This is a genomic window from Limosilactobacillus sp. (assembly GCF_022482365.1).
In the GTDB taxonomy this organism is placed as follows: domain Bacteria; phylum Bacillota; class Bacilli; order Lactobacillales; family Lactobacillaceae; genus Limosilactobacillus.
In genome coordinates this window covers 1,740,153-1,760,391 of sequence record NZ_JAKVPE010000001.1, presented here as the reverse complement: position 1 = coordinate 1,760,391, position 20,239 = coordinate 1,740,153, and the positions used below count along the sequence as shown (strand labels likewise).

11 protein-coding genes, 1 tRNA gene and 6 rRNA genes are annotated in these 20,239 nt (G+C 50.3%); 4 read left to right on the top strand and 14 right to left on the bottom strand.

The features are described 5' to 3' along the window. Positions 1–15 precede the first annotated feature (15 nt). Positions 16–615: a YczE/YyaS/YitT family protein gene (locus LKE23_RS08285; RefSeq protein WP_291976869.1), complete on the top strand. Its 600-nt coding sequence runs from the start codon at positions 16–18 to the stop codon at positions 613–615. Positions 616–704: 89 nt separating this feature from the next. Here LKE23_RS08285 and LKE23_RS08280 read toward each other — a convergent pair whose 3' ends face one another. After that, positions 705–1,478 carry a hypothetical protein gene (locus LKE23_RS08280; RefSeq protein ID WP_291976868.1) on the bottom strand — a complete coding sequence of 258 codons (774 nt, stop codon included), beginning with the start codon at positions 1,476–1,478 and terminating at the stop codon, positions 705–707. A gap of 144 nt (positions 1,479–1,622) precedes the next feature. Here LKE23_RS08280 and LKE23_RS08275 point away from each other — a divergent pair, with 144 nt between their 5' ends. Beyond that, positions 1,623–2,216: a TetR/AcrR family transcriptional regulator gene (locus LKE23_RS08275; protein ID WP_291976867.1), complete on the top strand. Its 594-nt coding sequence runs from the start codon at positions 1,623–1,625 to the stop codon at positions 2,214–2,216. Positions 2,217–2,280: 64 nt separating this feature from the next. Here the strand turns inward: LKE23_RS08275 and LKE23_RS08270 are convergent, their stop codons facing one another. The 5 genes from LKE23_RS08270 to LKE23_RS08250 form a co-directional block, all read right to left on the bottom strand. Continuing rightward, on the bottom strand, positions 2,281–3,111 hold the full coding sequence (locus LKE23_RS08270; RefSeq protein ID WP_291976866.1) for an AraC family transcriptional regulator: 831 nt from the start codon (positions 3,109–3,111) through the stop codon (positions 2,281–2,283). A gap of 108 nt (positions 3,112–3,219) precedes the next feature. Beyond that, positions 3,220–3,336: ribosomal RNA gene (gene rrf / locus LKE23_RS08265) — 5S ribosomal RNA — on the bottom strand. Between the two features lie 75 nt (positions 3,337–3,411). Further along, positions 3,412–6,334, bottom strand: a 23S ribosomal RNA gene (locus LKE23_RS08260). Between the two features lie 212 nt (positions 6,335–6,546). Further along, a 16S ribosomal RNA gene (locus LKE23_RS08255) occupies positions 6,547–8,122 on the bottom strand. Together the 16S, 23S and 5S rRNA genes form the textbook arrangement of a ribosomal RNA operon. 602 nt (positions 8,123–8,724) lie before the next feature. Beyond that, complete coding sequence (locus LKE23_RS08250; protein ID WP_291976864.1) at positions 8,725–9,249, bottom strand: GNAT family N-acetyltransferase; 525 nt, start codon at positions 9,247–9,249, stop codon at positions 8,725–8,727. A 70-nt stretch (positions 9,250–9,319) separates the two neighbouring features. On the opposite strand from LKE23_RS08250, the gene LKE23_RS08245 reads away from it, so the two are divergent. Continuing rightward, positions 9,320–9,392: transfer RNA gene (locus LKE23_RS08245), tRNA-Ala, on the top strand. 170 nt (positions 9,393–9,562) lie between these two features. Here the strand turns inward: LKE23_RS08245 and LKE23_RS08240 are convergent. Further along, on the bottom strand, positions 9,563–10,153 hold the full coding sequence (locus tag LKE23_RS08240; RefSeq protein ID WP_291976863.1) for a GNAT family N-acetyltransferase: 591 nt from the start codon (positions 10,151–10,153) through the stop codon (positions 9,563–9,565). 100 nt (positions 10,154–10,253) lie between these two features. On the opposite strand from LKE23_RS08240, the gene LKE23_RS08235 reads away from it, so the two are divergent. Then, positions 10,254–10,796 (top strand): RBBP9/YdeN family alpha/beta hydrolase, encoded by a 543-nt coding sequence (locus LKE23_RS08235; RefSeq protein ID WP_291976861.1) that lies wholly within the window; start codon positions 10,254–10,256, stop codon positions 10,794–10,796. A gap of 48 nt (positions 10,797–10,844) precedes the next feature. On the opposite strand, the gene LKE23_RS08230 is transcribed toward LKE23_RS08235, so the two are convergent. From LKE23_RS08230 to asd, 7 genes are all read right to left on the bottom strand, one after another. After that, positions 10,845–12,254, bottom strand: coding sequence for a DHA2 family efflux MFS transporter permease subunit (locus LKE23_RS08230; protein ID WP_434737595.1), 1,410 nt, complete (start codon positions 12,252–12,254; stop codon positions 10,845–10,847). Positions 12,255–12,461: 207 nt separating this feature from the next. After that, a complete protein-coding gene (locus tag LKE23_RS08225; RefSeq protein ID WP_291976860.1) occupies positions 12,462–12,875 on the bottom strand; it encodes a hypothetical protein in 414 nt (137 codons plus the stop codon). Positions 12,876–13,043: 168 nt separating this feature from the next. Beyond that, positions 13,044–13,160, bottom strand: a 5S ribosomal RNA gene (gene rrf / locus LKE23_RS08220). A gap of 76 nt (positions 13,161–13,236) precedes the next feature. Then, positions 13,237–16,159: ribosomal RNA gene (locus LKE23_RS08215) — 23S ribosomal RNA — on the bottom strand. 211 nt (positions 16,160–16,370) lie between these two features. Continuing rightward, positions 16,371–17,946: ribosomal RNA gene (locus LKE23_RS08210) — 16S ribosomal RNA — on the bottom strand. Positions 17,947–18,578: 632 nt separating this feature from the next. Continuing rightward, a complete protein-coding gene (locus LKE23_RS08205; RefSeq protein ID WP_267202572.1) occupies positions 18,579–18,788 on the bottom strand; it encodes a hypothetical protein in 210 nt (69 codons plus the stop codon). A 142-nt stretch (positions 18,789–18,930) separates the two neighbouring features. Then, positions 18,931–20,025, bottom strand: coding sequence for an aspartate-semialdehyde dehydrogenase (asd, locus tag LKE23_RS08200; protein ID WP_291976859.1), 1,095 nt, complete (start codon positions 20,023–20,025; stop codon positions 18,931–18,933). Positions 20,026–20,239: the final 214 nt, after the last annotated feature.

The following is a 20,239-nucleotide window of genomic DNA, read 5'->3' as shown; positions in this document are numbered from 1 at the left end:
GTACGAAGAATCATCATGGCTTTTTGTGGCGTTGTTCTCTGTGGCTTTTGCGTCGGTGCCCTGCAAAAGGCTGACCTTGGCGTGGATCCCTTCACCTGTTTCGTCACCGGGATCGCCAATATCTTCAGCTCTACTTATTCAACTTTTTACCTAATCCTTACCGGACTCCTGCTGGTGCTGGTCTTCGTCCTGCGCCGCCACTACATCGGCGTGGCAACGGTCATTAACCTCTTCTTCACCGGGGTGGCGGCCGACGGAATGCACCACCTGCTCGACATCCTGGCACCGCATCCGGGGCTTGTCTTCCGTGCAACGCTGATGGTAGTCGCCATCGTCTTCGCCTGTCTGGCAGCGGCGCTCTACTTCACCGCCGACCTGGGCGTTTCGGCCTACGACGCGATTGCCCTGATCGCCGCTTACCAGTACAAGCTCCTGCCGTTCAAGTACTGCCGGATCATCAGCGACAGCCTCTGCGTCCTGGTTGGTTTTCTCTTCAACGTGACCCTCGGGGTGGGCACGATCGTCACCGCCCTCTTCATGGGGCCGCTCACCCAGTGGTTCCGCACCCACGTCGCCGAACCGCTCTTGGCAGGCGGCCAGCGTGCCGTGGCATAGCAAAAAGCGTTTAGTGAACCTGCGATTGATTCACTAAACGCTTTTTTACTAAGCACCGTTACAATGTACTCCCTCTCTTACCGGCAAATTTACTTAGTAGCATACACTTGCTTGGCCATTTCGTAAAACTCGATTGCGAGATGAACCTCGTGCCCAAAGACCATTTCGTCCGGGGTCTTCTCTGGGAAGAAGATGCTGAGTTTTAATTCGAGTCCATTGTCGGCCGGTTTAAACTGGTTCAAGATCCGAATGCCGGTTGGCGTGCCATCTGAGGCCAGTTTCGTATAGCTTGTCATTGCCAGTGGATATTCAGGATCTTTTCCCTTGGGAATATCCAGGGACTGATCAAAAACGACAATCTCATCCACGGGTTCCCCATACATCCCCATTGTTTCCATTCCTCTGTTCCCCTCGGCATCCGCCGTAACAAAGAAATGTTCTGGATGTGAAACGTAGCCGATGGTATCCCCTTCACTACCTGAAGCACGGACGACTTTTTGCATGTCCTGCATTGTAATTCCCTCAATTTTCAGATAGGTATAAGCCTCTTTAGCCGCTGTTGCTTTGCCACTCTGACTATGAATATTTTTCCAAAATGCATCAGAGTTTTTAAGCGCATCGGCATACAATTTTTTAACGCCTTCAATGCCAAGTTCTTGCCGAACAGCAATGGAAATTCTCTTGGCATCCTTCATTCCAAGGAAATTGATGTCGCTGTCAGAGAGGATCCGATTGCCGTCCTTGATTTCTGCCCCCAAGCGTTTCATTTCGTGAAGTGTATAAATTGTTCGTTGATAAAAAATCCATTCGAGAAGTTCCGGCGTGTAGGTCTGATCGTTAATAACTGCTTTACAATTGAACATGATTAAACCCTCCATTTAGATGATAATTTTTGAATTAATGTTGCAAAACTTCCGACAACCTGTCGTACAATTACAATATAAAGCCTGCCATATGGAGAAACAACGTACAGTCGTCGCAAGACTGTCGGATTTTAGGAGGCCATCATGAAACAACAAGAGAAACGCAGGATTACAAAGGGAAACTTTACCACTGCTCTTTTTAAGCTTTGCCGGGAAAAAGAATTTACCCGCATCTCGGTCAAAGATATCTGTTCCTGTGCGGGTTATCACCGTAGCACTTTTTATGAATATTACTCGGATATCTACGACCTTAGAGATCAAACGGAAGATCGGCTGATTGCTTCACTTACTAAAATTTTCACATTAAGCTCAACCGAAAGTCTAACGGCAGCGTTTATCCACTCTTTTACCCGCATCAATGAAGAGAGCGGCGAAATTTTGTGGTATCTTCTGAGTGAAAATGGCGATCCGCATTTCGCCGTCAAAATCAAAGAAGCATTAAAGCCCTATTATTTTAAAGTATTCGCCATTCCACCAACTGATCAGGATATGGAATATGTTTTTGATTTTGCTATCATGTCGGGTTTGTCATTCTACGTCTCCTGGTACAGTAAGGGAAAGCATTTTGACGCCGACTCGGCTGTTGCCCTTGTGAGACGTGTCCTCGTAGACGGGCTTGCTACGGTAATTGCCGAGCATTCAGAAAAGCCAGATCAAGTCTCCATGAAATTCATCTGATACGATCATTCATCGTAGCAAAAAGCGTTTAGTGAACCTGCGATTGATTCACTAAACGCTTTTATTATTTCAATTCTTTTTCCACTTGTTTCCGGTAGGCCCGCGGCGACAAACCGTACGTCTGCTTAAAAATCCGCGCAAACGAATTAGCATGGGTGTAACCACAGAGTGTGGCAATCTTTTCCACGGGCAGGGTCGTCGATTCCAGCAGGTGGCGGGCCTTGGTGATCCGAAAGTTACGAATGTACTGGCCGGGCGTCAGATCGGTCACCTGCTTAAACAACGTGGTGAGGTAGCTCCGATCGAGGTTCACTGCCCGGGCCAGTTGATCGGCCGAGGCCGTCGCAATGTGGTTAGCCAGGTAGTCGATCGCCCGGTCTACGTAGGAATTCTTCTGCTGGGTCTGTTGCCTCGAAACGATGGTCGAATCGGCGATCAGGCTGAGGAAGCGAAGCAAGTAGCTATTAGCCAGGAGATTATTGGCAACCGTGACGGGCCGGTGTTGGATAATCTGATTGACGCAGTTGGCAAGCTCATAGTAGTGGGAATTGCTGTAGACGGGATTTTCCGCAGATATCGCCAGCTGATTAATCACTTCCTGGGCATAGGCACCGGTAAAGCCCAGCCAGATGTAGGACCACGGAGTGACATCATCCGCCTCGTAATCGGTCTGACAGTTCGGGGCGATGAAGAATCCCTGACCGGCGTGAAGGTGATACCGAATTCCATTAACGCGAAAGGTCCCCGAACCGGACAAAATATAGTGAAACAGGTAGTAGGGACGGACTGCCGGACCGTACTGGTGACCTGCCATGGTGTCTGAACGTCCCACCGAGGTAATACTAAGCAAGCTGTCCGGCTGCGCTGAGTAATCAAAATTGACTGCCTTTTCCATCCCAAGTCCCTCCTTCGTAATTTTAGTTTACGCTTGTCGGGGACGATTTAATACAGATTTAAAACAAAAAAGAAGCAACAACCGAAATTGCTGCTCCTTTACTAGTTAGCGTGGCAACGTCCTATCCTCGCAGGGAGCGATCCCCCAACTACTTTCGGCGTGTTGAAGCTTAACTGCTGTGTTCGGCATGGGAACAGGTGTATCCTTCAAGCCATCATCACCACACTACCCTCTCGGGTGAGAGCTTGTGCTCTCAAAACTAAACAATATCCATTTCTTCAATAAACCTAACCGCTCTTCTTGGTTAAGTCCTCGACCGATTAGTAATGGTCCGCTCCATGCATCACTGCACTTCCACTTCCATCCTATCTACCACATCATCTTTGTGGGGTCTTACTTCCCCGAAGGGAATGGGAAATCTCATCTCGAGGCGAGTTTCACACTTAGATGCTTTCAGCGTTTATCTCGTCCATACATAGCTACCCAGCAATGCTCCTGGCGGAACAACTGGTACACCAGCGGTATGTCCATCCCGGTCCTCTCGTACTAAGGACAGGTCCTCTCAAATTTCCTACGCCCGCGACGGATAGGGACCGAACTGTCTCACGACGTTCTGAACCCAGCTCGCGTACCGCTTTAATGGGCGAACAGCCCAACCCTTGGGACCGACTACAGCCCCAGGATGCGATGAGCCGACATCGAGGTGCCAAACCTCCCCGTCGATGTGGACTCTTGGGGGAGATAAGCCTGTTATCCCCAGGGTAGCTTTTATCCGTTGAGCGATGGCCCTTCCATGCGGAACCACCGGATCACTAAGCCCGACTTTCGTCCCTGCTCGACCTGTCTGTCTCGCAGTCAAGCTCGCTTGTGCCTTTACACTCTGCGAATGATTTCCAACCATTCTGAGCGAACCTTTGGGCGCCTCCGTTACCTTTTGGGAGGCGACCGCCCCAGTCAAACTGCCCACCTGACACTGTCTCCCAGCACGTTCAGTGCTGCGGGTTAGAGTGGTCATAATGCAAGGGTAGTATCCCACCAACGCCTCCAGCGAAACTAGCGTTCCGCTTTCTACGGCTCCTACCTATCCTGTACAAGCAGTACAAACACTCAATATCAAGCTACAGTAAAGCTCCATGGGGTCTTTCCGTCCTGTCGCGGGTACCCTGCATCTTCACAGGGATTTCAATTTCACCGAGTCTCTCGTTGAGACAGTGCCCAGATCGTTACGCCTTTCGTGCGGGTCGGAACTTACCCGACAAGGAATTTCGCTACCTTAGGACCGTTATAGTTACGGCCGCCGTTTACTGGGGCTTCAATTCAGAGCTTCGCCGAAGCTAACCCTTCCTTTTAACCTTCCAGCACCGGGCAGGCGTCAGCCCCTATACTTCATCTTACGATTTTGCAGAAACCTGTGTTTTTGATAAACAGTCGCCTGGGCCTATTCACTGCGGCTGGCCTTGCGGCCAGCACCCCTTCTTCCGAAGTTACGGGGTCATTTTGCCGAGTTCCTTAACGAGAGTTCTCTCGCTCACCTTAGGATTCTCTCCTCGACTACCTGTGTCGGTTTGCGGTACGGGCAGTTAACTACTTGCTAGAAGCTTTTCTCGGCAGTGTGACATCAGCGACTTCGTTACTAAAAGTTCACTCCTCATCACAGCTTGTCAACCCGAAGTTAAGCATTTGACTCAACTCCTGACTTACTGCTTGACCGCACTCTTCCAATCGTGCGGATCGCTTAGCCTCCTGCGTCCCTCCATTGCTCAAACGCAGTTAACTGGTACAGGAATCTCAACCTGTTATCCATCGCTTACGCCTTTCGGCCTCGGCTTAGGTCCCGACTTACCCTGGGAGGACGAGCCTTCCCCAGGAAACCTTAGTCATTCGGTGGACAGGATTCTCACCTGTCTTTCGCTACTCATACCGGCATTCTCACTTCTAAGCGCTCCACCAGTCCTCACGGTCTGACTTCGCCGCCCTTAGAACGCTCTCCTACCACGTGCACGTAGTGCACATCCACAGTTTCGGTAATATGCTTAGCCCCGGTACATTTTCGGCGCAGGATCACTCGACTAGTGAGCTATTACGCACTCTTTAAATGATGGCTGCTTCTGAGCCAACATCCTAGTTGTCTATGCAACTCCACATCCTTTTCCACTTAGCATATATTTAGGGACCTTAACTGGTGATCTGGGCTGTTCCCCTTTCGACGGTGGATCTTATCACTCATCGTCTGACTCCTGAGGATAAATCAATGGCATTCGGAGTTTATCTGAAGTTGGTAACCCATGACGGGCCCCTTGTCCAAACAGTAGCTCTACCTCCACGATTCTTACCTCAAGGCTCCCCCTAAAGAGATTTCGGAGAGAACCAGCTATCTCCAAGTTCGTTTGGAATTTCACCGCTACCCACACCTCATCCCAGCCATTTTCAACTGACACGGGTTCGGTCCTCCAGTGCGCTTTACCGCACCTTCAACCTGGACATGGGTAGGTCACCTGGTTTCGGGTCTATAACTACATACTTCATACGCCCATTTAAGACTCGCTTTCGCTGCGGCTCCGGTTTTTCCACCTTAACCTTGCATGCAATCATAACTCGCCGGTTCATTCTGCAAGAGGCACGCCGTCACCCATTAACGGGCTCCGACAGCTTGTAGGCACATGGTTTCAGGAACTATTTCACTCCCCTTCCGGGGTGCTTTTCACCTTTCCCTCACGGTACTGGTTCACTATCGGTCACTAGGTAGTATTTAGCCTTGCGAGATGGTCCTCGCAGCTTCCGACGGGGTTTCACGTGTCCCGCCGTACTCAGGATCCTGAACTGAGGGTGTGACGTTTCGTCTACTGGGCTTTCACCATCTCTGGCACAGCTTCCCAACTGTTTCGACTACGTCGCACTTTGGTAACTCAAATGTTCAGTCCTACAACCCCAGTGAGCAAGCTCACTGGTTTGGGCTCTTCCCCTTTCGCTCGCCGCTACTCAGGGAATCGAATTTTCTTTCTCTTCCTGCAGCTACTGAGATGTTTCAGTTCACTGCGTCTACCGCTTGCCAGCTATAGATTCACTGGTCAAGCAAGCACCGACTAAGGTGCTTAGGTTTCCCCATTCGGAAATCTCCGGATCAAAGTGTACTTACCACTCCCCGAAGCATATCGGTGTTTGTCCCGTCCTTCATCGGCTCCTAGTACCAAGGCATTCACCATGCGCCCTTCATAACTTAACCTTGATGATCACGAAGTGATCACCTTGATTAATTGAGTTAGCGATTATTTCGTTAATAAAACTCAAATAACGCGGTGTTCTCGGTTTATTGTTTTAAGTTAATAAATTAAGAAAATAGATATTATTTAGTTTTCAAAGTACAAGCTCTGAGGGTAAACCCCTCAAAACTAAACAAAGTTTCAACTAATGTGTAGGTTCCGTTTTATTCCTTAGAAAGGAGGTGATCCAGCCGCAGGTTCTCCTACGGCTACCTTGTTACGACTTCACCCCAGTCATCTATCCCGCCTTAGGCGGCTCCCTCCAAAATGGTTAGGCCACCGACTTTGGGCGTTACAAACTTCCATGGTGTGACGGGCGGTGTGTACAAGGCCCGGGAACGTATTCACCGCGGCATGCTGATCCGCGATTACTAGCGATTCCAACTTCGTGTAGGCGAGTTGCAGCCTACAGTCCGAACTGAGATCGGCTTTAAGAGATTAGCTTGCCCTCGCGGGTTAGCGACTCGTTGTACCGACCATTGTAGCACGTGTGTAGCCCAGGTCATAAGGGGCATGATGATCTGACGTCGTCCCCACCTTCCTCCGGTTTGTCACCGGCAGTCTCACTAGAGTGCCCAACTGAATGCTGGCAACTAGTAACAAGGGTTGCGCTCGTTGCGGGACTTAACCCAACATCTCACGACACGAGCTGACGACGACCATGCACCACCTGTCATTGCGTCCCCGAAGGGAACGCCTAATCTCTTAGGTTAGCGCAAGATGTCAAGACCTGGTAAGGTTCTTCGCGTAGCTTCGAATTAAACCACATGCTCCACCGCTTGTGCGGGCCCCCGTCAATTCCTTTGAGTTTCAACCTTGCGGTCGTACTCCCCAGGCGGAGTGCTTAATGCGTTAGCTGCGGCACTGAAGGGCGGAAACCCTCCAACACCTAGCACTCATCGTTTACGGCATGGACTACCAGGGTATCTAATCCTGTTCGCTACCCATGCTTTCGAGCCTCAGCGTCAGTTGCAGACCAGACAGCCGCCTTCGCCACTGGTGTTCTTCCATATATCTACGCATTCCACCGCTACACATGGAGTTCCACTGTCCTCTTCTGCACTCAAGTCGCTCAGTTTCCGATGCACTTCTTCGGTTAAGCCGAAGGCTTTCACATCAGACTTAAGCAACCGCCTGCGCTCGCTTTACGCCCAATAAATCCGGATAACGCTTGCCACCTACGTATTACCGCGGCTGCTGGCACGTAGTTAGCCGTGACTTTCTGGTTGAATACCGTCACTGCGTGAACAGTTACTCTCACGCACGTTCTTCTTCAACAACAGAGCTTTACGAGCCGAAACCCTTCTTCACTCACGCGGTGTCGCTCCATCAGGCTTACGCCCATTGTGGAAGATTCCCTACTGCTGCCTCCCGTAGGAGTATGGACCGTGTCTCAGTTCCATTGTGGCCGATCAGTCTCTCAACTCGGCTATGCATCATTGCCTTGGTAGGCCGTTACCCTACCAACAAGCTAATGCACCGCGGGCCCATCCTGAAGTGATAGCCGAAACCATCTTTGAAACGAAAACCATGTGGTTTTCGTTGTTATGCGGTATTAGCACCTGTTTCCAAATGTTATCCCCCGCTTCAGGGCAGGTTGCCCACGTGTTACTCACCCGTCCGCCGCTCACTGGTAATCCATCGTCACTTCAGTGCAAGCACGTCAGATCAGTTGGGCTAGTGCGCTCGACTTGCATGTATTAGGCACACCGCCGGCGTTCATCCTGAGCCAGGATCAAACTCTCATATAAAATATAAGAATTTGAGATAGCTCTCAAATTAAAAGTTATTAAGCGAATTGACTTCGCAAATGTTTTGCTTCAAATCACCAAAGTGATTGAAGACCCTACACATTTGATTCGTCGAAACTTTGTTCAGTTTTCAAAGGTCTACCGTGCTGATTGACAAGTAGCTAATCAGCATCACCATTATAGCATCTAACTTATCAGTAAGTCAAGAACTTTTTTGATTAATCATCAAGCAAGTAATTGGCCTTGCCGAAGAAGTCAGCTTATTTATAATATCAATTCCGCCATCAGAAGTCAACAATCAATTTTAATTTCTTAAAACAAATCGCTGTAATCCTCAAGCAGCGTTGTCTATTATAACTAGTCCGTATTAAATAATCAAGAATAAACATGATTGTTTTTTCATGTAGTTTTCCAAACCAGCTATCAAGTAATTATCCTTGACAGTCAGTAGTGGTCAACTTTGGTCTAGCTAAAACTTAGTTGCGTTAGTAGAAACACAACAGTTAAATACTATAGGAGCTTTTCTTCTGATTTGCAAGGCTAAATTGTTAATTCGGCCAAAATAAAAGAATCAGGCGCCGTTTCCGGTGCTTGATCCCCTCTTACAACTGGTATTCCAAAACTTTGGCATCCTGATCGCCGATGTCATCATAATGAAGCGTCAGCGACTGGACTACTCGAAAGCCGTTTTTTACATATAGCTTTTCAGACGGCAGGTTGCCATCCAACACATCCAGGTGAATGACCCGCTTGCCAACAGTCTTTGCTTGCTGCAAAATCGCCTGCAACAGCTTGGAGGCAATGCCGGTTCCCCGATACTTTGGGCGAACGCCAAAGAGGTGCAGCACGCCAATCTCGTCGTTGTCCGCCGGGGTTGGCCAGTCAACCTGGGGATAATCCTCCCCGGTCGTCAGGACCCCGGCACCAATTGCCTGGCCGTCCTGGTAGGCGACCAGTACCTGGGCATCATCAATCATCTGTCGCAAGCCATCGACGCTCGGGTACTCACCCCAGGTCCAATCAGCGCCGTACTGATCCAGTGGCTGGTGGTCGCAAATCGCCTTATAGAGGTCAGCCAGGGCGTTGAGATCGTCCTGGTCGGCAACCTTAATCTGCTCATTGCTCATCTTTTCATCCCCCTTTACGGAATTAATATTAACTCATTTTCAATTAACCTGCTATAATAGGATCCGTAACGGGCCATTAGTTCAGTTGGGAGAATGTCTGCTTCGCATGCAGGAGGTCGCGAGTTCGAATCTCGCATGGTCCATAATTGGAGGCTGGGAATTAACCCAGCCTCTTTGCTTTTATATAGCTGTAAATGCTACAGCGCGGTAGCTGGCTGGATTCCGAACGTTGATAAATCAACGCCCGGAACGCCTAGCCAGCCTCGCGGGGGTGGGAAGACGAACTCGCTAGCGAGTTCTGTCCCACCGCCTTTTATTTTGCAAAGAAGTCATCCGCCACGTCCGCGAAGTCGAGTGGTGCTGTCGGTGCCTGCGTGTGATCCGCGATGCTCTTCTCCATCCAGATCATGTCGTACCACTTATCGAACTTGTAGACGTTGCGATCAAAGCGGCCCGCCAGCTTGTAGCCGTAGTACTCATGGAACTTTGGGCTGGCGAGGGTCAGGTACTGGTCGGGCTGGTCGTCGTGCGGATAGACGATATGAGCCGTCATGTTGACGAAGTGCATCCGCCGGCAGAGTTCCTCCAGCGCGTCGTACAGGCGGGTGCCGATCCGGTGGCCACGGCACTCCCGGTCCACATAAATTGAGGTCTCAACCGTCCATTGGTAGGCCTCACGCGGATTGGCCGGGCCGATGTAGGCAAAGCCAACCACCTGACCGTCAAGCTCGGCAACCAGGTAAGGATAGTGCTGCAGGGTCTTCTTCATCCGTCCGGTGATCTCCTCAACCGTCGGCACCGTCACCTCGCAGGTAATTGCCGTGTTCTGAACATAGTAACTGTAAATCTGTCGGATTGCCGCCGCGTCGGTCAGGCGGGCAACCCGCAATGAAACTTCTGACATCATACCACTCTTTCGTATTTTATTATCCCCATTATAGTCGCATCGGTTGGCATTCTGGTAGCCTTGCGCCATAATTAAACTAACGAAAGAAGGGAAAATCATGACAAAAGCTTACCTCATCCACGGCACCTCAACCCGTGACGACGACTGGTTCCCCTGGTTAGAACAGGCAGCGGCACCCACAATCCAACTCGACCGGCTCTGGCTGCCGGAACCGTTCAACCCACAGCGGGACGCTTGGAATGCGGCGGTTGACGATCAGATCAAGCCGACCGACGGACTGATCCTGGTGGCCCACAGTCTCGGCTGCATCACCGCGCTCCGCTTTATTGAACGCCACCAGATCAAGGATGCCCGCCTCCTCTTGGTCGGGGCCTTCGACCAAGGCCTGCCAACCTATCCGGAACTGGATGTTTTCATGCAGCCGGCACCCGACTACGGACAAATCGCGCCCAAAGTCAGCAAGGCAACGGTGATCGCCGCCAAGAATGATCCGATCGCCCCGTACAAGAACAGCATTCAGGTTGCCCACCACATCCACGCCAAGCTGATCGTCCAGGAAACGGGCGGGCATTTTCTCACCAGCGACGGCTTCACCCAATTTCCACTGGCGTTGAAGGAACTGCAACGGCTTGCTAAATAAAAATAAGAGTAGGATTGCCCGAAAACGAGTTCAATCCTACTCCATTTTTTATTCTTGCAAATCGCTGCTGTGGGGCTTGGCCGTCATCTGGAAGGTCAACAGCAAAGCAACAACCACGAGGACAATCGTAAAGTAAAAGCCCCAGTGTGCTCCCGTCGTGAAACGGACAGCAGCGGATCCACTGGCATAGTGGCGGCCCAACTCCAGAAAGCTGGTCGCCAGGGCCGTTGCCAGGGCGCCGACAATTTGCTGCATGGTGTTGAGAATGGTGCTGCCGTCAGCCGACTCCATGCCCGAAAGCGAGTTAAGGGCGCTGGTCTGGGATGGCGACATCGCCAGCGGGCAGCCGATCATCAAGATCACGTGGGCGCCAATCACGTAGGCGACCGACGAATGGGTACTGGTGCAGGCCAGCATGATCGCACCGACGAGGGCAATTGCAAAGCCCAGCATTGCCGGCTTTTTAGCGCCGATGCTGTCGTACAGTCGACCAGCCACGGCGGAAGTCAGCGCGTTGATCACCCCACCCGGTAGCATGATGATCCCGGTTAGGGCAACTGGCAGCAACAGTCCGTTTTGGATGTACATCGGCAGCAGGTACATGGCGGACAGGATGATCCCAAAGTCCAGCATTACCAGGGTTGAACCGATCGCGAAGGAACGATTCTTGAAAACACGCAGGTTCAAGATTGGTGTTTCCAGGTGCAATTGCCGGTAAACATACAGGCCCAGAACAATCAGACCGATAATCAAGGCAGCCAGAACGGGCACCGAGAGCCAACCATCGCGACTGGAGAGGCTGGCGCCAACGACCAGGCCGGAGCAGCCAACCGCGGATTCGATGATTGAAAGGACGTCGACGTGGGGCCGAGTGATCCGACCGACATTTTCCAGGGAGCTAATTGCAAACAAGAGGGCAATCAGCAGGAACGGCACGAACAGCCAAAAGATCCAGTGCCAGGAAAGCTGGGCCAGGATCAGCCCAGTCAGCGTGGGACCGATCGCCGGGGCGAACATGATCACCAGGGCGCAGACTCCCATGACGGCCCCGATCTTCTGCGGCGGGAAGATCTGCAGGACCACGGCAAACATCAGCGGCAGAATCAAGCCGGTCCCGATCCCTTGAATCATCCGGCCAATCAAAAGGACGGGGAAGTTGCCCGCTAGCGCCGAAATGATCGCCCCGACGATGAAGTCACTGAGGGCGAAGATGATGATCTGACGGGTGGTGAACCACTTCGAGATCAGGCTCGACAGCGGCAGAATGATCCCGATGACCAGCATGTAGCCGGTCACCAGCCACTGGATGGTCGCGGTGTTGACGTTGAGGGACGCCATCAGTTTAGGCAGGGCGATGTTCAGCGAGGTTTCACTGAGCATTCCCACGAAGGCCCCCAGGAGCATGCTGACCATCGCCAGTTTGGGATGGCGGACATGCCGGCGCGCTTGAATATTCATAATAAAAAATCACTCCTCCAATTAATTCTCTCTTAGACACAATTGGTTACTTTACCAGATTGAATTAATTTTCGTAAGTGATTTTTATTTTCGCTTGATTTATTAGGTTATTAAGTTAATAAAATTAAGCGTCGTGACCGATTAAGCTCCCGGCATGCGTTTTGATGTCCCGCGAACGTCTGCCAAAGCTCAGCCAGGTTGGCAAAATTACGGCCTGTTACGATGCTTTCCCTCGTTTCCACCCTTCAAATATCGTTTGGCGAGCCAACGATTAACCAGAAAGAAGACTGCTCCATAGGTCACTGCAACAAGGACAATTATTAAAATCCAAAGCCACAAATACTCATAACCAGGCCAATGAGCTAGCTGCGGGAAAGCAAAACAGAGTGCCACTAGCAGTCCAGCAATACCAAATAAAATTTCATTATCAAGAAGTGCATGTGGTTTATTAATCCAGGAAAATAAGCTTTTCAAGTACCAATCTTGAAGTATAGCGAGAACTATCGTTGTTATCACTAACCAAGCAAAGCCTTTAGGCGGTGGAAAATCTGCCCCGGCAAGAAAGATGCTATTCCAGCCCACAACGAAAATGATTGCTTCAATTAGTCTGACTTTCTTCATTTCTCTTCTCCGGTAACTAGTTAGGCCGATGTGGATTCAAATCGCAAGGCATTTAGCCTGGTAAAGTACGCGTTTTATTCAACGCAAGAGATTATTGAAAAACACTTCTTGTAAAAGATTATACAAAAAAGAGCCTGCACTGGAAATGCAGACTCATGAGGCCCTTTAGCGTGGCAACGTCCTATCCTCGCAGGGAGCGATCCCCCAACTACTTTCGGCGTATTGAAGCTTAACTGCTGTGTTCGGCATGGGAACAGGTGTATCCTTCAAGCCATCATCACCACACTACCCTCTCGGGTGAGAGCTTATGCTCTCAAAACTAAACAATATCTATTCCCTTCAATAAACCTAACCGCTCTTCTTGGTTAAGTCCTCGACCGATTAGTAATGGTCCGCTCCATGCATCACTGCACTTCCACTTCCATCCTATCTACCACATCATCTTTGTGGGGTCTTACTTCCCCGAAGGGAATGGGAAATCTCATCTCGAGGCGAGTTTCACACTTAGATGCTTTCAGCGTTTATCTCGTCCATACATAGCTACCCAGCGATGCTCCTGGCGGAACAACTGGTACACCAGCGGTATGTCCATCCCGGTCCTCTCGTACTAAGGACAGGTCCTCTCAAATTTCCTACGCCCGCGACGGATAGGGACCGAACTGTCTCACGACGTTCTGAACCCAGCTCGCGTACCGCTTTAATGGGCGAACAGCCCAACCCTTGGGACCGACTACAGCCCCAGGATGCGATGAGCCGACATCGAGGTGCCAAACCTCCCCGTCGATGTGGACTCTTGGGGGAGATAAGCCTGTTATCCCCAGGGTAGCTTTTATCCGTTGAGCGATGGCCCTTCCATGCGGAACCACCGGATCACTAAGCCCGACTTTCGTCCCTGCTCGACCTGTCTGTCTCGCAGTCAAGCTCGCTTGTGCCTTTACACTCTACGAATGATTTCCAACCATTCTGAGCGAACCTTTGGGCGCCTCCGTTACCTTTTGGGAGGCGACCGCCCCAGTCAAACTGCCCACCTGACACTGTCTCCCAGCACGTTCAGTGCTGCGGGTTAGAGTGGTCATAATGCAAGGGTAGTATCCCACCAACGCCTCCAGCGAAACTAGCGTTCCGCTTTCTACGGCTCCTACCTATCCTGTACAAGCAGTACAAACACTCAATATCAAGCTACAGTAAAGCTCCATGGGGTCTTTCCGTCCTGTCGCGGGTACCCTGCATCTTCACAGGGATTTCAATTTCACCGAGTCTCTCGTTGAGACAGTGCCCAGATCGTTACGCCTTTCGTGCGGGTCGGAACTTACCCGACAAGGAATTTCGCTACCTTAGGACCGTTATAGTTACGGCCGCCGTTTACTGGGGCTTCAATTCAGAGCTTCGCCGAAGCTAACCCTTCCTTTTAACCTTCCAGCACCGGGCAGGCGTCAGCCCCTATACTTCATCTTACGATTTTGCAGAAACCTGTGTTTTTGATAAACAGTCGCCTGGGCCTATTCACTGCGGCTGGCCTTGCGGCCAGCACCCCTTCTTCCGAAGTTACGGGGTCATTTTGCCGAGTTCCTTAACGAGAGTTCTCTCGCTCACCTTAGGATTCTCTCCTCGACTACCTGTGTCGGTTTGCGGTACGGGCAGTTAACTACTTGCTAGAAGCTTTTCTCGGCAGTGTGACATCAGCGACTTCGTTACTAAAAGTTCACTCCTCATCACAGCTTGTCAACCCGAAGTTAAGCATTTGACTCAACTCCTGACTTACTGCTTGACCGCACTCTTCCAATCGTGCGGATCGCTTAGCCTCCTGCGTCCCTCCATTGCTCAAACGCAGTTAACTGGTACAGGAATCTCAACCTGTTATCCATCGCTTACGCCTTTCGGCCTCGGCTTAGGTCCCGACTTACCCTGGGAGGACGAGCCTTCCCCAGGAAACCTTAGTCATTCGGTGGACAGGATTCTCACCTGTCTTTCGCTACTCATACCGGCATTCTCACTTCTAAGCGCTCCACCAGTCCTCACGGTCTGACTTCGCCGCCCTTAGAACGCTCTCCTACCACGTGCACATAGTGCACATCCACAGTTTCGGTAATATGCTTAGCCCCGGTACATTTTCGGCGCAGGATCACTCGACTAGTGAGCTATTACGCACTCTTTAAATGATGGCTGCTTCTGAGCCAACATCCTAGTTGTCTATGCAACTCCACATCCTTTTCCACTTAGCATATATTTAGGGACCTTAACTGGTGATCTGGGCTGTTCCCCTTTCGACGGTGGATCTTATCACTCATCGTCTGACTCCTGAGGATAAATCAATGGCATTCGGAGTTTATCTGAAGTTGGTAACCCATGACGGGCCCCTTGTCCAAACAGTAGCTCTACCTCCACGATTCTTACCTCAAGGCTCCCCCTAAAGAGATTTCGGAGAGAACCAGCTATCTCCAAGTTCGTTTGGAATTTCACCGCTACCCACACCTCATCCCAGCCATTTTCAACTGACACGGGTTCGGTCCTCCAGTGCGCTTTACCGCACCTTCAACCTGGACATGGGTAGGTCACCTGGTTTCGGGTCTATAACTACATACTTCATACGCCCATTTAAGACTCGCTTTCGCTGCGGCTCCGGTTTTTCCACCTTAACCTTGCATGCAATCATAACTCGCCGGTTCATTCTGCAAGAGGCACGCCGTCACCCATTAACGGGCTCCGACAGCTTGTAGGCACATGGTTTCAGGAACTATTTCACTCCCCTTCCGGGGTGCTTTTCACCTTTCCCTCACGGTACTGGTTCACTATCGGTCACTAGGTAGTATTTAGCCTTGCGAGATGGTCCTCGCAGCTTCCGACGGGGTTTCACGTGTCCCGCCGTACTCAGGATCCTGAACTGAGGGTGTGACGTTTCGTCTACTGGGCTCTCACCATCTCTGGCACAGCTTCCCAACTGTTTCGACTACGTCGCACTTTGGTAACTCAAATGTTCAGTCCTACAACCCCAGTGAGCAAGCTCACTGGTTTGGGCTCTTCCCCTTTCGCTCGCCGCTACTCAGGGAATCGAATTTTCTTTCTCTTCCTGCAGCTACTGAGATGTTTCAGTTCACTGCGTTTACCGCTTGCCAGCTATAGATTCACTGGTCAAGCAAGCACCGACTAAGGTGCTTGGGTTTCCCCATTCGGAAATCTCCGGATCAAAGTGTACTTACCACTCCCCGAAGCATATCGGTGTTTGTCCCGTCCTTCATCGGCTCCTAGTACCAAGGCATTCACCATGCGCCCTTCATAACTTAACCTTGATGATCACGAAGTGATCACCTTGATTAATTGAGTTAGCGATTATTTCGTTAATAAAACTCAAATAACGCGGTGTTCTCGGTTTATTGTTTTAAGTTAATAAATAAGAAAATAGATATTATTTAGTTTTCAAAGTACAAACTCTGAGGGTAAACCCCTCAAAACTAAACAAAGTTTCAACTAATGTGCAGGTTCCGTTTTATTCCTTAGAAAGGAGGTGATCCAGCCGCAGGTTCTCCTACGGCTACCTTGTTACGACTTCACCCCAGTCATCTATCCCGCCTTAGGCGGCTCCCTCCAAAATGGTTAGGCCACCGACTTTGGGCGTTACAAACTTCCATGGTGTGACGGGCGGTGTGTACAAGGCCCGGGAACGTATTCACCGCGGCATGCTGATCCGCGATTACTAGCGATTCCGACTTCGTGTAGGCGAGTTGCAGCCTACAGTCCGAACTGAGATCGGCTTTAAGAGATTAGCTTGTCCTCGCGGGTTAGCGACTCGTTGTACCGACCATTGTAGCACGTGTGTAGCCCAGGTCATAAGGGGCATGATGATCTGACGTCGTCCCCACCTTCCTCCGGTTTGTCACCGGCAGTCTCACTAGAGTGCCCAACTGAATGCTGGCAACTAGTAACAAGGGTTGCGCTCGTTGCGGGACTTAACCCAACATCTCACGACACGAGCTGACGACGACCATGCACCACCTGTCATTGCGTCCCCGAAGGGAACGCCTAATCTCTTAGGTTAGCGCAAGATGTCAAGACCTGGTAAGGTTCTTCGCGTAGCTTCGAATTAAACCACATGCTCCACCGCTTGTGCGGGCCCCCGTCAATTCCTTTGAGTTTCAACCTTGCGGTCGTACTCCCCAGGCGGAGTGCTTAATGCGTTAGCTGCGGCACTGAAGGGCGGAAACCCTCCAACACCTAGCACTCATCGTTTACGGCATGGACTACCAGGGTATCTAATCCTGTTCGCTACCCATGCTTTCGAGCCTCAGCGTCAGTTGCAGACCAGACAGCCGCCTTCGCCACTGGTGTTCTTCCATATATCTACGCATTCCACCGCTACACATGGAGTTCCACTGTCCTCTTCTGCACTCAAGTCGCTCAGTTTCCGATGCACTTCTTCGGTTAAGCCGAAGGCTTTCACATCAGACTTAAGCAACCGCCTGCGCTCGCTTTACGCCCAATAAATCCGGATAACGCTTGCCACCTACGTATTACCGCGGCTGCTGGCACGTAGTTAGCCGTGACTTTCTGGTTGAATACCGTCACTGCGTGAACAGTTACTCTCACGCACGTTCTTCTTCAACAACAGAGCTTTACGAGCCGAAACCCTTCTTCACTCACGCGGTGTCGCTCCATCAGGCTTGCGCCCATTGTGGAAGATTCCCTACTGCTGCCTCCCGTAGGAGTATGGACCGTGTCTCAGTTCCATTGTGGCCGATCAGTCTCTCAACTCGGCTATGCATCATTGCCTTGGTAGGCCGTTACCCTACCAACAAGCTAATGCACCGCGGGCCCATCCTGAAGTGATAGCCGAAACCATCTTTGAAACGAAAACCATGTGGTTTTCGTTGTTATGCGGTATTAGCACCTGTTTCCAAATGTTATCCCCCGCTTCAGGGCAGGTTGCCCACGTGTTACTCACCCGTCCGCCGCTCACTGGTAATCCATCGTCACTTCTGTGCAAGCACGTCAGATCAGTTGGGCCAGTGCGCTCGACTTGCATGTATTAGGCACACCGCCGGCGTTCATCCTGAGCCAGGATCAAACTCTCATATAAAATATAAGAATTTGAGATAGCTCTCAAATTAAAAGTTATTAAGCGAATTGACTTCGCAAATGTTTTGCTTCAAATCACCGAAGTAATTGAAGACCCTACACATTTGATTTGTCGAAACTTTGTTCAGTTTTCAAAGGTCTACCGCGCTGATTGGCAAGTAGCTAATCAGCGTTAATATTATATCATCTAACTTATCAGTAAGTCAAGAACTTTTTTGATTAATCATCAAGCAAGTAATTGGTCTTGCCGAAGAAGTCAGCTTATTCATAATATCAATTCCGCCATCAGAAGTCAATAACCAATTTCACTTTTTCAAAATTGATTAATGCTTCTCTTAAGGCAGCACCATCTATTGTAATCACGTCTATTCTCATCGTCAAGGTTGGCTTTAATGATTGTTTTTTCATGTAGTCATCAAAACTAGCTTTCAAGAATTGACTACCACAACATTGTGAAGTGGTTTTGATTAATGACAGTGATTATCGTGTTTTCACAGTAAAAACACAACAGTTAAATACTATAATCGTTTTCCCGGCTTTTTACAAGGGAAAATTTAGTCAAAGTATAGAAAAAGATCTTCCCTGCTTGGATGTTCGGGAAGATCCATAGAAGTTAGCATATATGGCATTAAATCAGACATTCACAGTCTTGCCATACTCGTTGTTAATCGTGTTAACAACATTCTCGGCCTTCATGTTGTCTTCAACAATTGCGTCGCCGTCCCGTAACGTGTACGTGCCGTCTTCAGACAAGTTGCTGTAGTCAACATCGTTGCCATCTGCGTCAACAAAGTTAAACTTCGAGTTCTGGAAGTTCTTAAGAGCATCTTCATCAATTTCCATGATTATGCCTTCTTTCTATACTGTCATTATAGTCTTTTTTTCCAAAAATGGCTATTTAATTTTCCCTTAAGCTCCCACCAACGTTACCAGCATGCAAAAAGCCAGCAAAGCGCACTCCCATGCACCGCTGGCTTCCTACCTATTACTTCGCTTGGATGTATCCCTGAGCCTTCAACAGTTCGGCAAATTCGATGGCCCCACCGGCTGCTCCCCGCGCGGTATTGTGGGACAGGCCGACAAACTTCCAATCAAACAGCTTGTCGGGACGGAGCCGCCCGATGGAAATGCCCATCCCGTGCTCAAAGTTCACGTCGTAGCGGACCTGAGGACGGAAATCGTCGTCGAGGTACTGGATAAACTGCTTAGGTGCACTCGGCAGGTCAAGCTTTTGTGGTTCACCGGAGTAGTCCTCCAGTGCCTTGATCAGGTCTTCCTTCGTCGGCTTCTGCTTGAAGTTAATGAAGGCTGCGACCGTGTGCCCGTACAGGACCGGCACCCGCAGGCACTGACTGGTGATCACCGGAGACTCGGCCGTCACGATTGCCTTTTGTTCTGGGTCAACGTGACCGAAGATCTTCAACGGTTCGTCCTCGGACTTCTTTTCCTCACCCGGAATGTACGGGATCACGTTGCCTTGGATTTCCGGGGCGCCCTCCAGTGTCTTGCCGGCTCCAGAGATTGCCTGGTAGGTACATGCCAGAACCTGGGTTGGTTCGAACTGCTGCCAAGCGGCAATGGCTGGCGTGTAGCTCTGAATCGAACAATTTGGCTTGACGGCGACAAAGCCCCGCTGCGTGCCGAGGCGAGCGCGCTGGTACTTAATGACATCCGTGTGGTCCGGGTTAATTTCAGGAACCACCATCGGCACATCTGGCGTCCAGCGGTGGGCACTGTTGTTAGAAACGACCGGCGTCTCATGCTTAGCGTACTCGTCCTCCAGCTTGCGGATGGCATCCTTGTCCATGTGGACGGCGGAAAAGACGAAGTCAACCTGGGAGGCAACTTGATCGACGTCCTCGGCATCCAAAATCGTCAGGTTCTTGACGGCCTCCGGGATCGGCGTTGCGCCCATCTTCCAGCGATCCTTGACGGCTTCCTCATAGGTTTTACCCGCGCTGTGCTTGCTGGCAGCAACGACCGTCACTTCAAACCAGGGGTGGTTGGCCAGCAGCGTAACGAAACGCTGCCCGACCATCCCCGTAGCACCAATTACACCAACTTTTAACTTCTCGCTCATTATGAAAATCTCCACATCTTATAATTGTTTTCTAATTATGGTCTAATATACTCTTCTTGCACCCAATATTCCATTGTTCTGTTTAGAAAATTAATTTATTTCTCCCGATCACTTTGCTTGCTGAATAGTCTTGCCTTAGATCCAGATTTACTTGCCGTTTTCTCACCCGCTTGTTTTACTAAAGTAAATCCGATATCGGATTAAGGAGAATAAG

What these genes read in the sequence shown, in the direction of transcription:
- LKE23_RS08285 (WP_291976869.1), top strand. Translation starts at nt 16, where the DNA reads ATGGCTTTTTGTGGCGTTGTTCTCTGTGGCTTTTGCGTCGGTGCCCTG.
- LKE23_RS08280 (WP_291976868.1), bottom strand. Translation starts at nt 1,478, where the DNA reads ATGTTCAATTGTAAAGCAGTTATTAACGATCAGACCTACACGCCGGAA.
- LKE23_RS08275 (WP_291976867.1), top strand. Translation starts at nt 1,623, where the DNA reads ATGAAACAACAAGAGAAACGCAGGATTACAAAGGGAAACTTTACCACT.
- LKE23_RS08270 (WP_291976866.1), bottom strand. Translation starts at nt 3,111, where the DNA reads ATGGAAAAGGCAGTCAATTTTGATTACTCAGCGCAGCCGGACAGCTTG.
- LKE23_RS08250 (WP_291976864.1), bottom strand. Translation starts at nt 9,249, where the DNA reads ATGAGCAATGAGCAGATTAAGGTTGCCGACCAGGACGATCTCAACGCC.
- LKE23_RS08240 (WP_291976863.1), bottom strand. Translation starts at nt 10,153, where the DNA reads ATGTCAGAAGTTTCATTGCGGGTTGCCCGCCTGACCGACGCGGCGGCA.
- LKE23_RS08235 (WP_291976861.1), top strand. Translation starts at nt 10,254, where the DNA reads ATGACAAAAGCTTACCTCATCCACGGCACCTCAACCCGTGACGACGAC.
- LKE23_RS08230 (WP_434737595.1), bottom strand. Translation starts at nt 12,254, where the DNA reads ATGAATATTCAAGCGCGCCGGCATGTCCGCCATCCCAAACTGGCGATG.
- LKE23_RS08225 (WP_291976860.1), bottom strand. Translation starts at nt 12,875, where the DNA reads ATGAAGAAAGTCAGACTAATTGAAGCAATCATTTTCGTTGTGGGCTGG.
- LKE23_RS08205 (WP_267202572.1), bottom strand. Translation starts at nt 18,788, where the DNA reads ATGGAAATTGATGAAGATGCTCTTAAGAACTTCCAGAACTCGAAGTTT.
- asd (WP_291976859.1), bottom strand. Translation starts at nt 20,025, where the DNA reads ATGAGCGAGAAGTTAAAAGTTGGTGTAATTGGTGCTACGGGGATGGTC.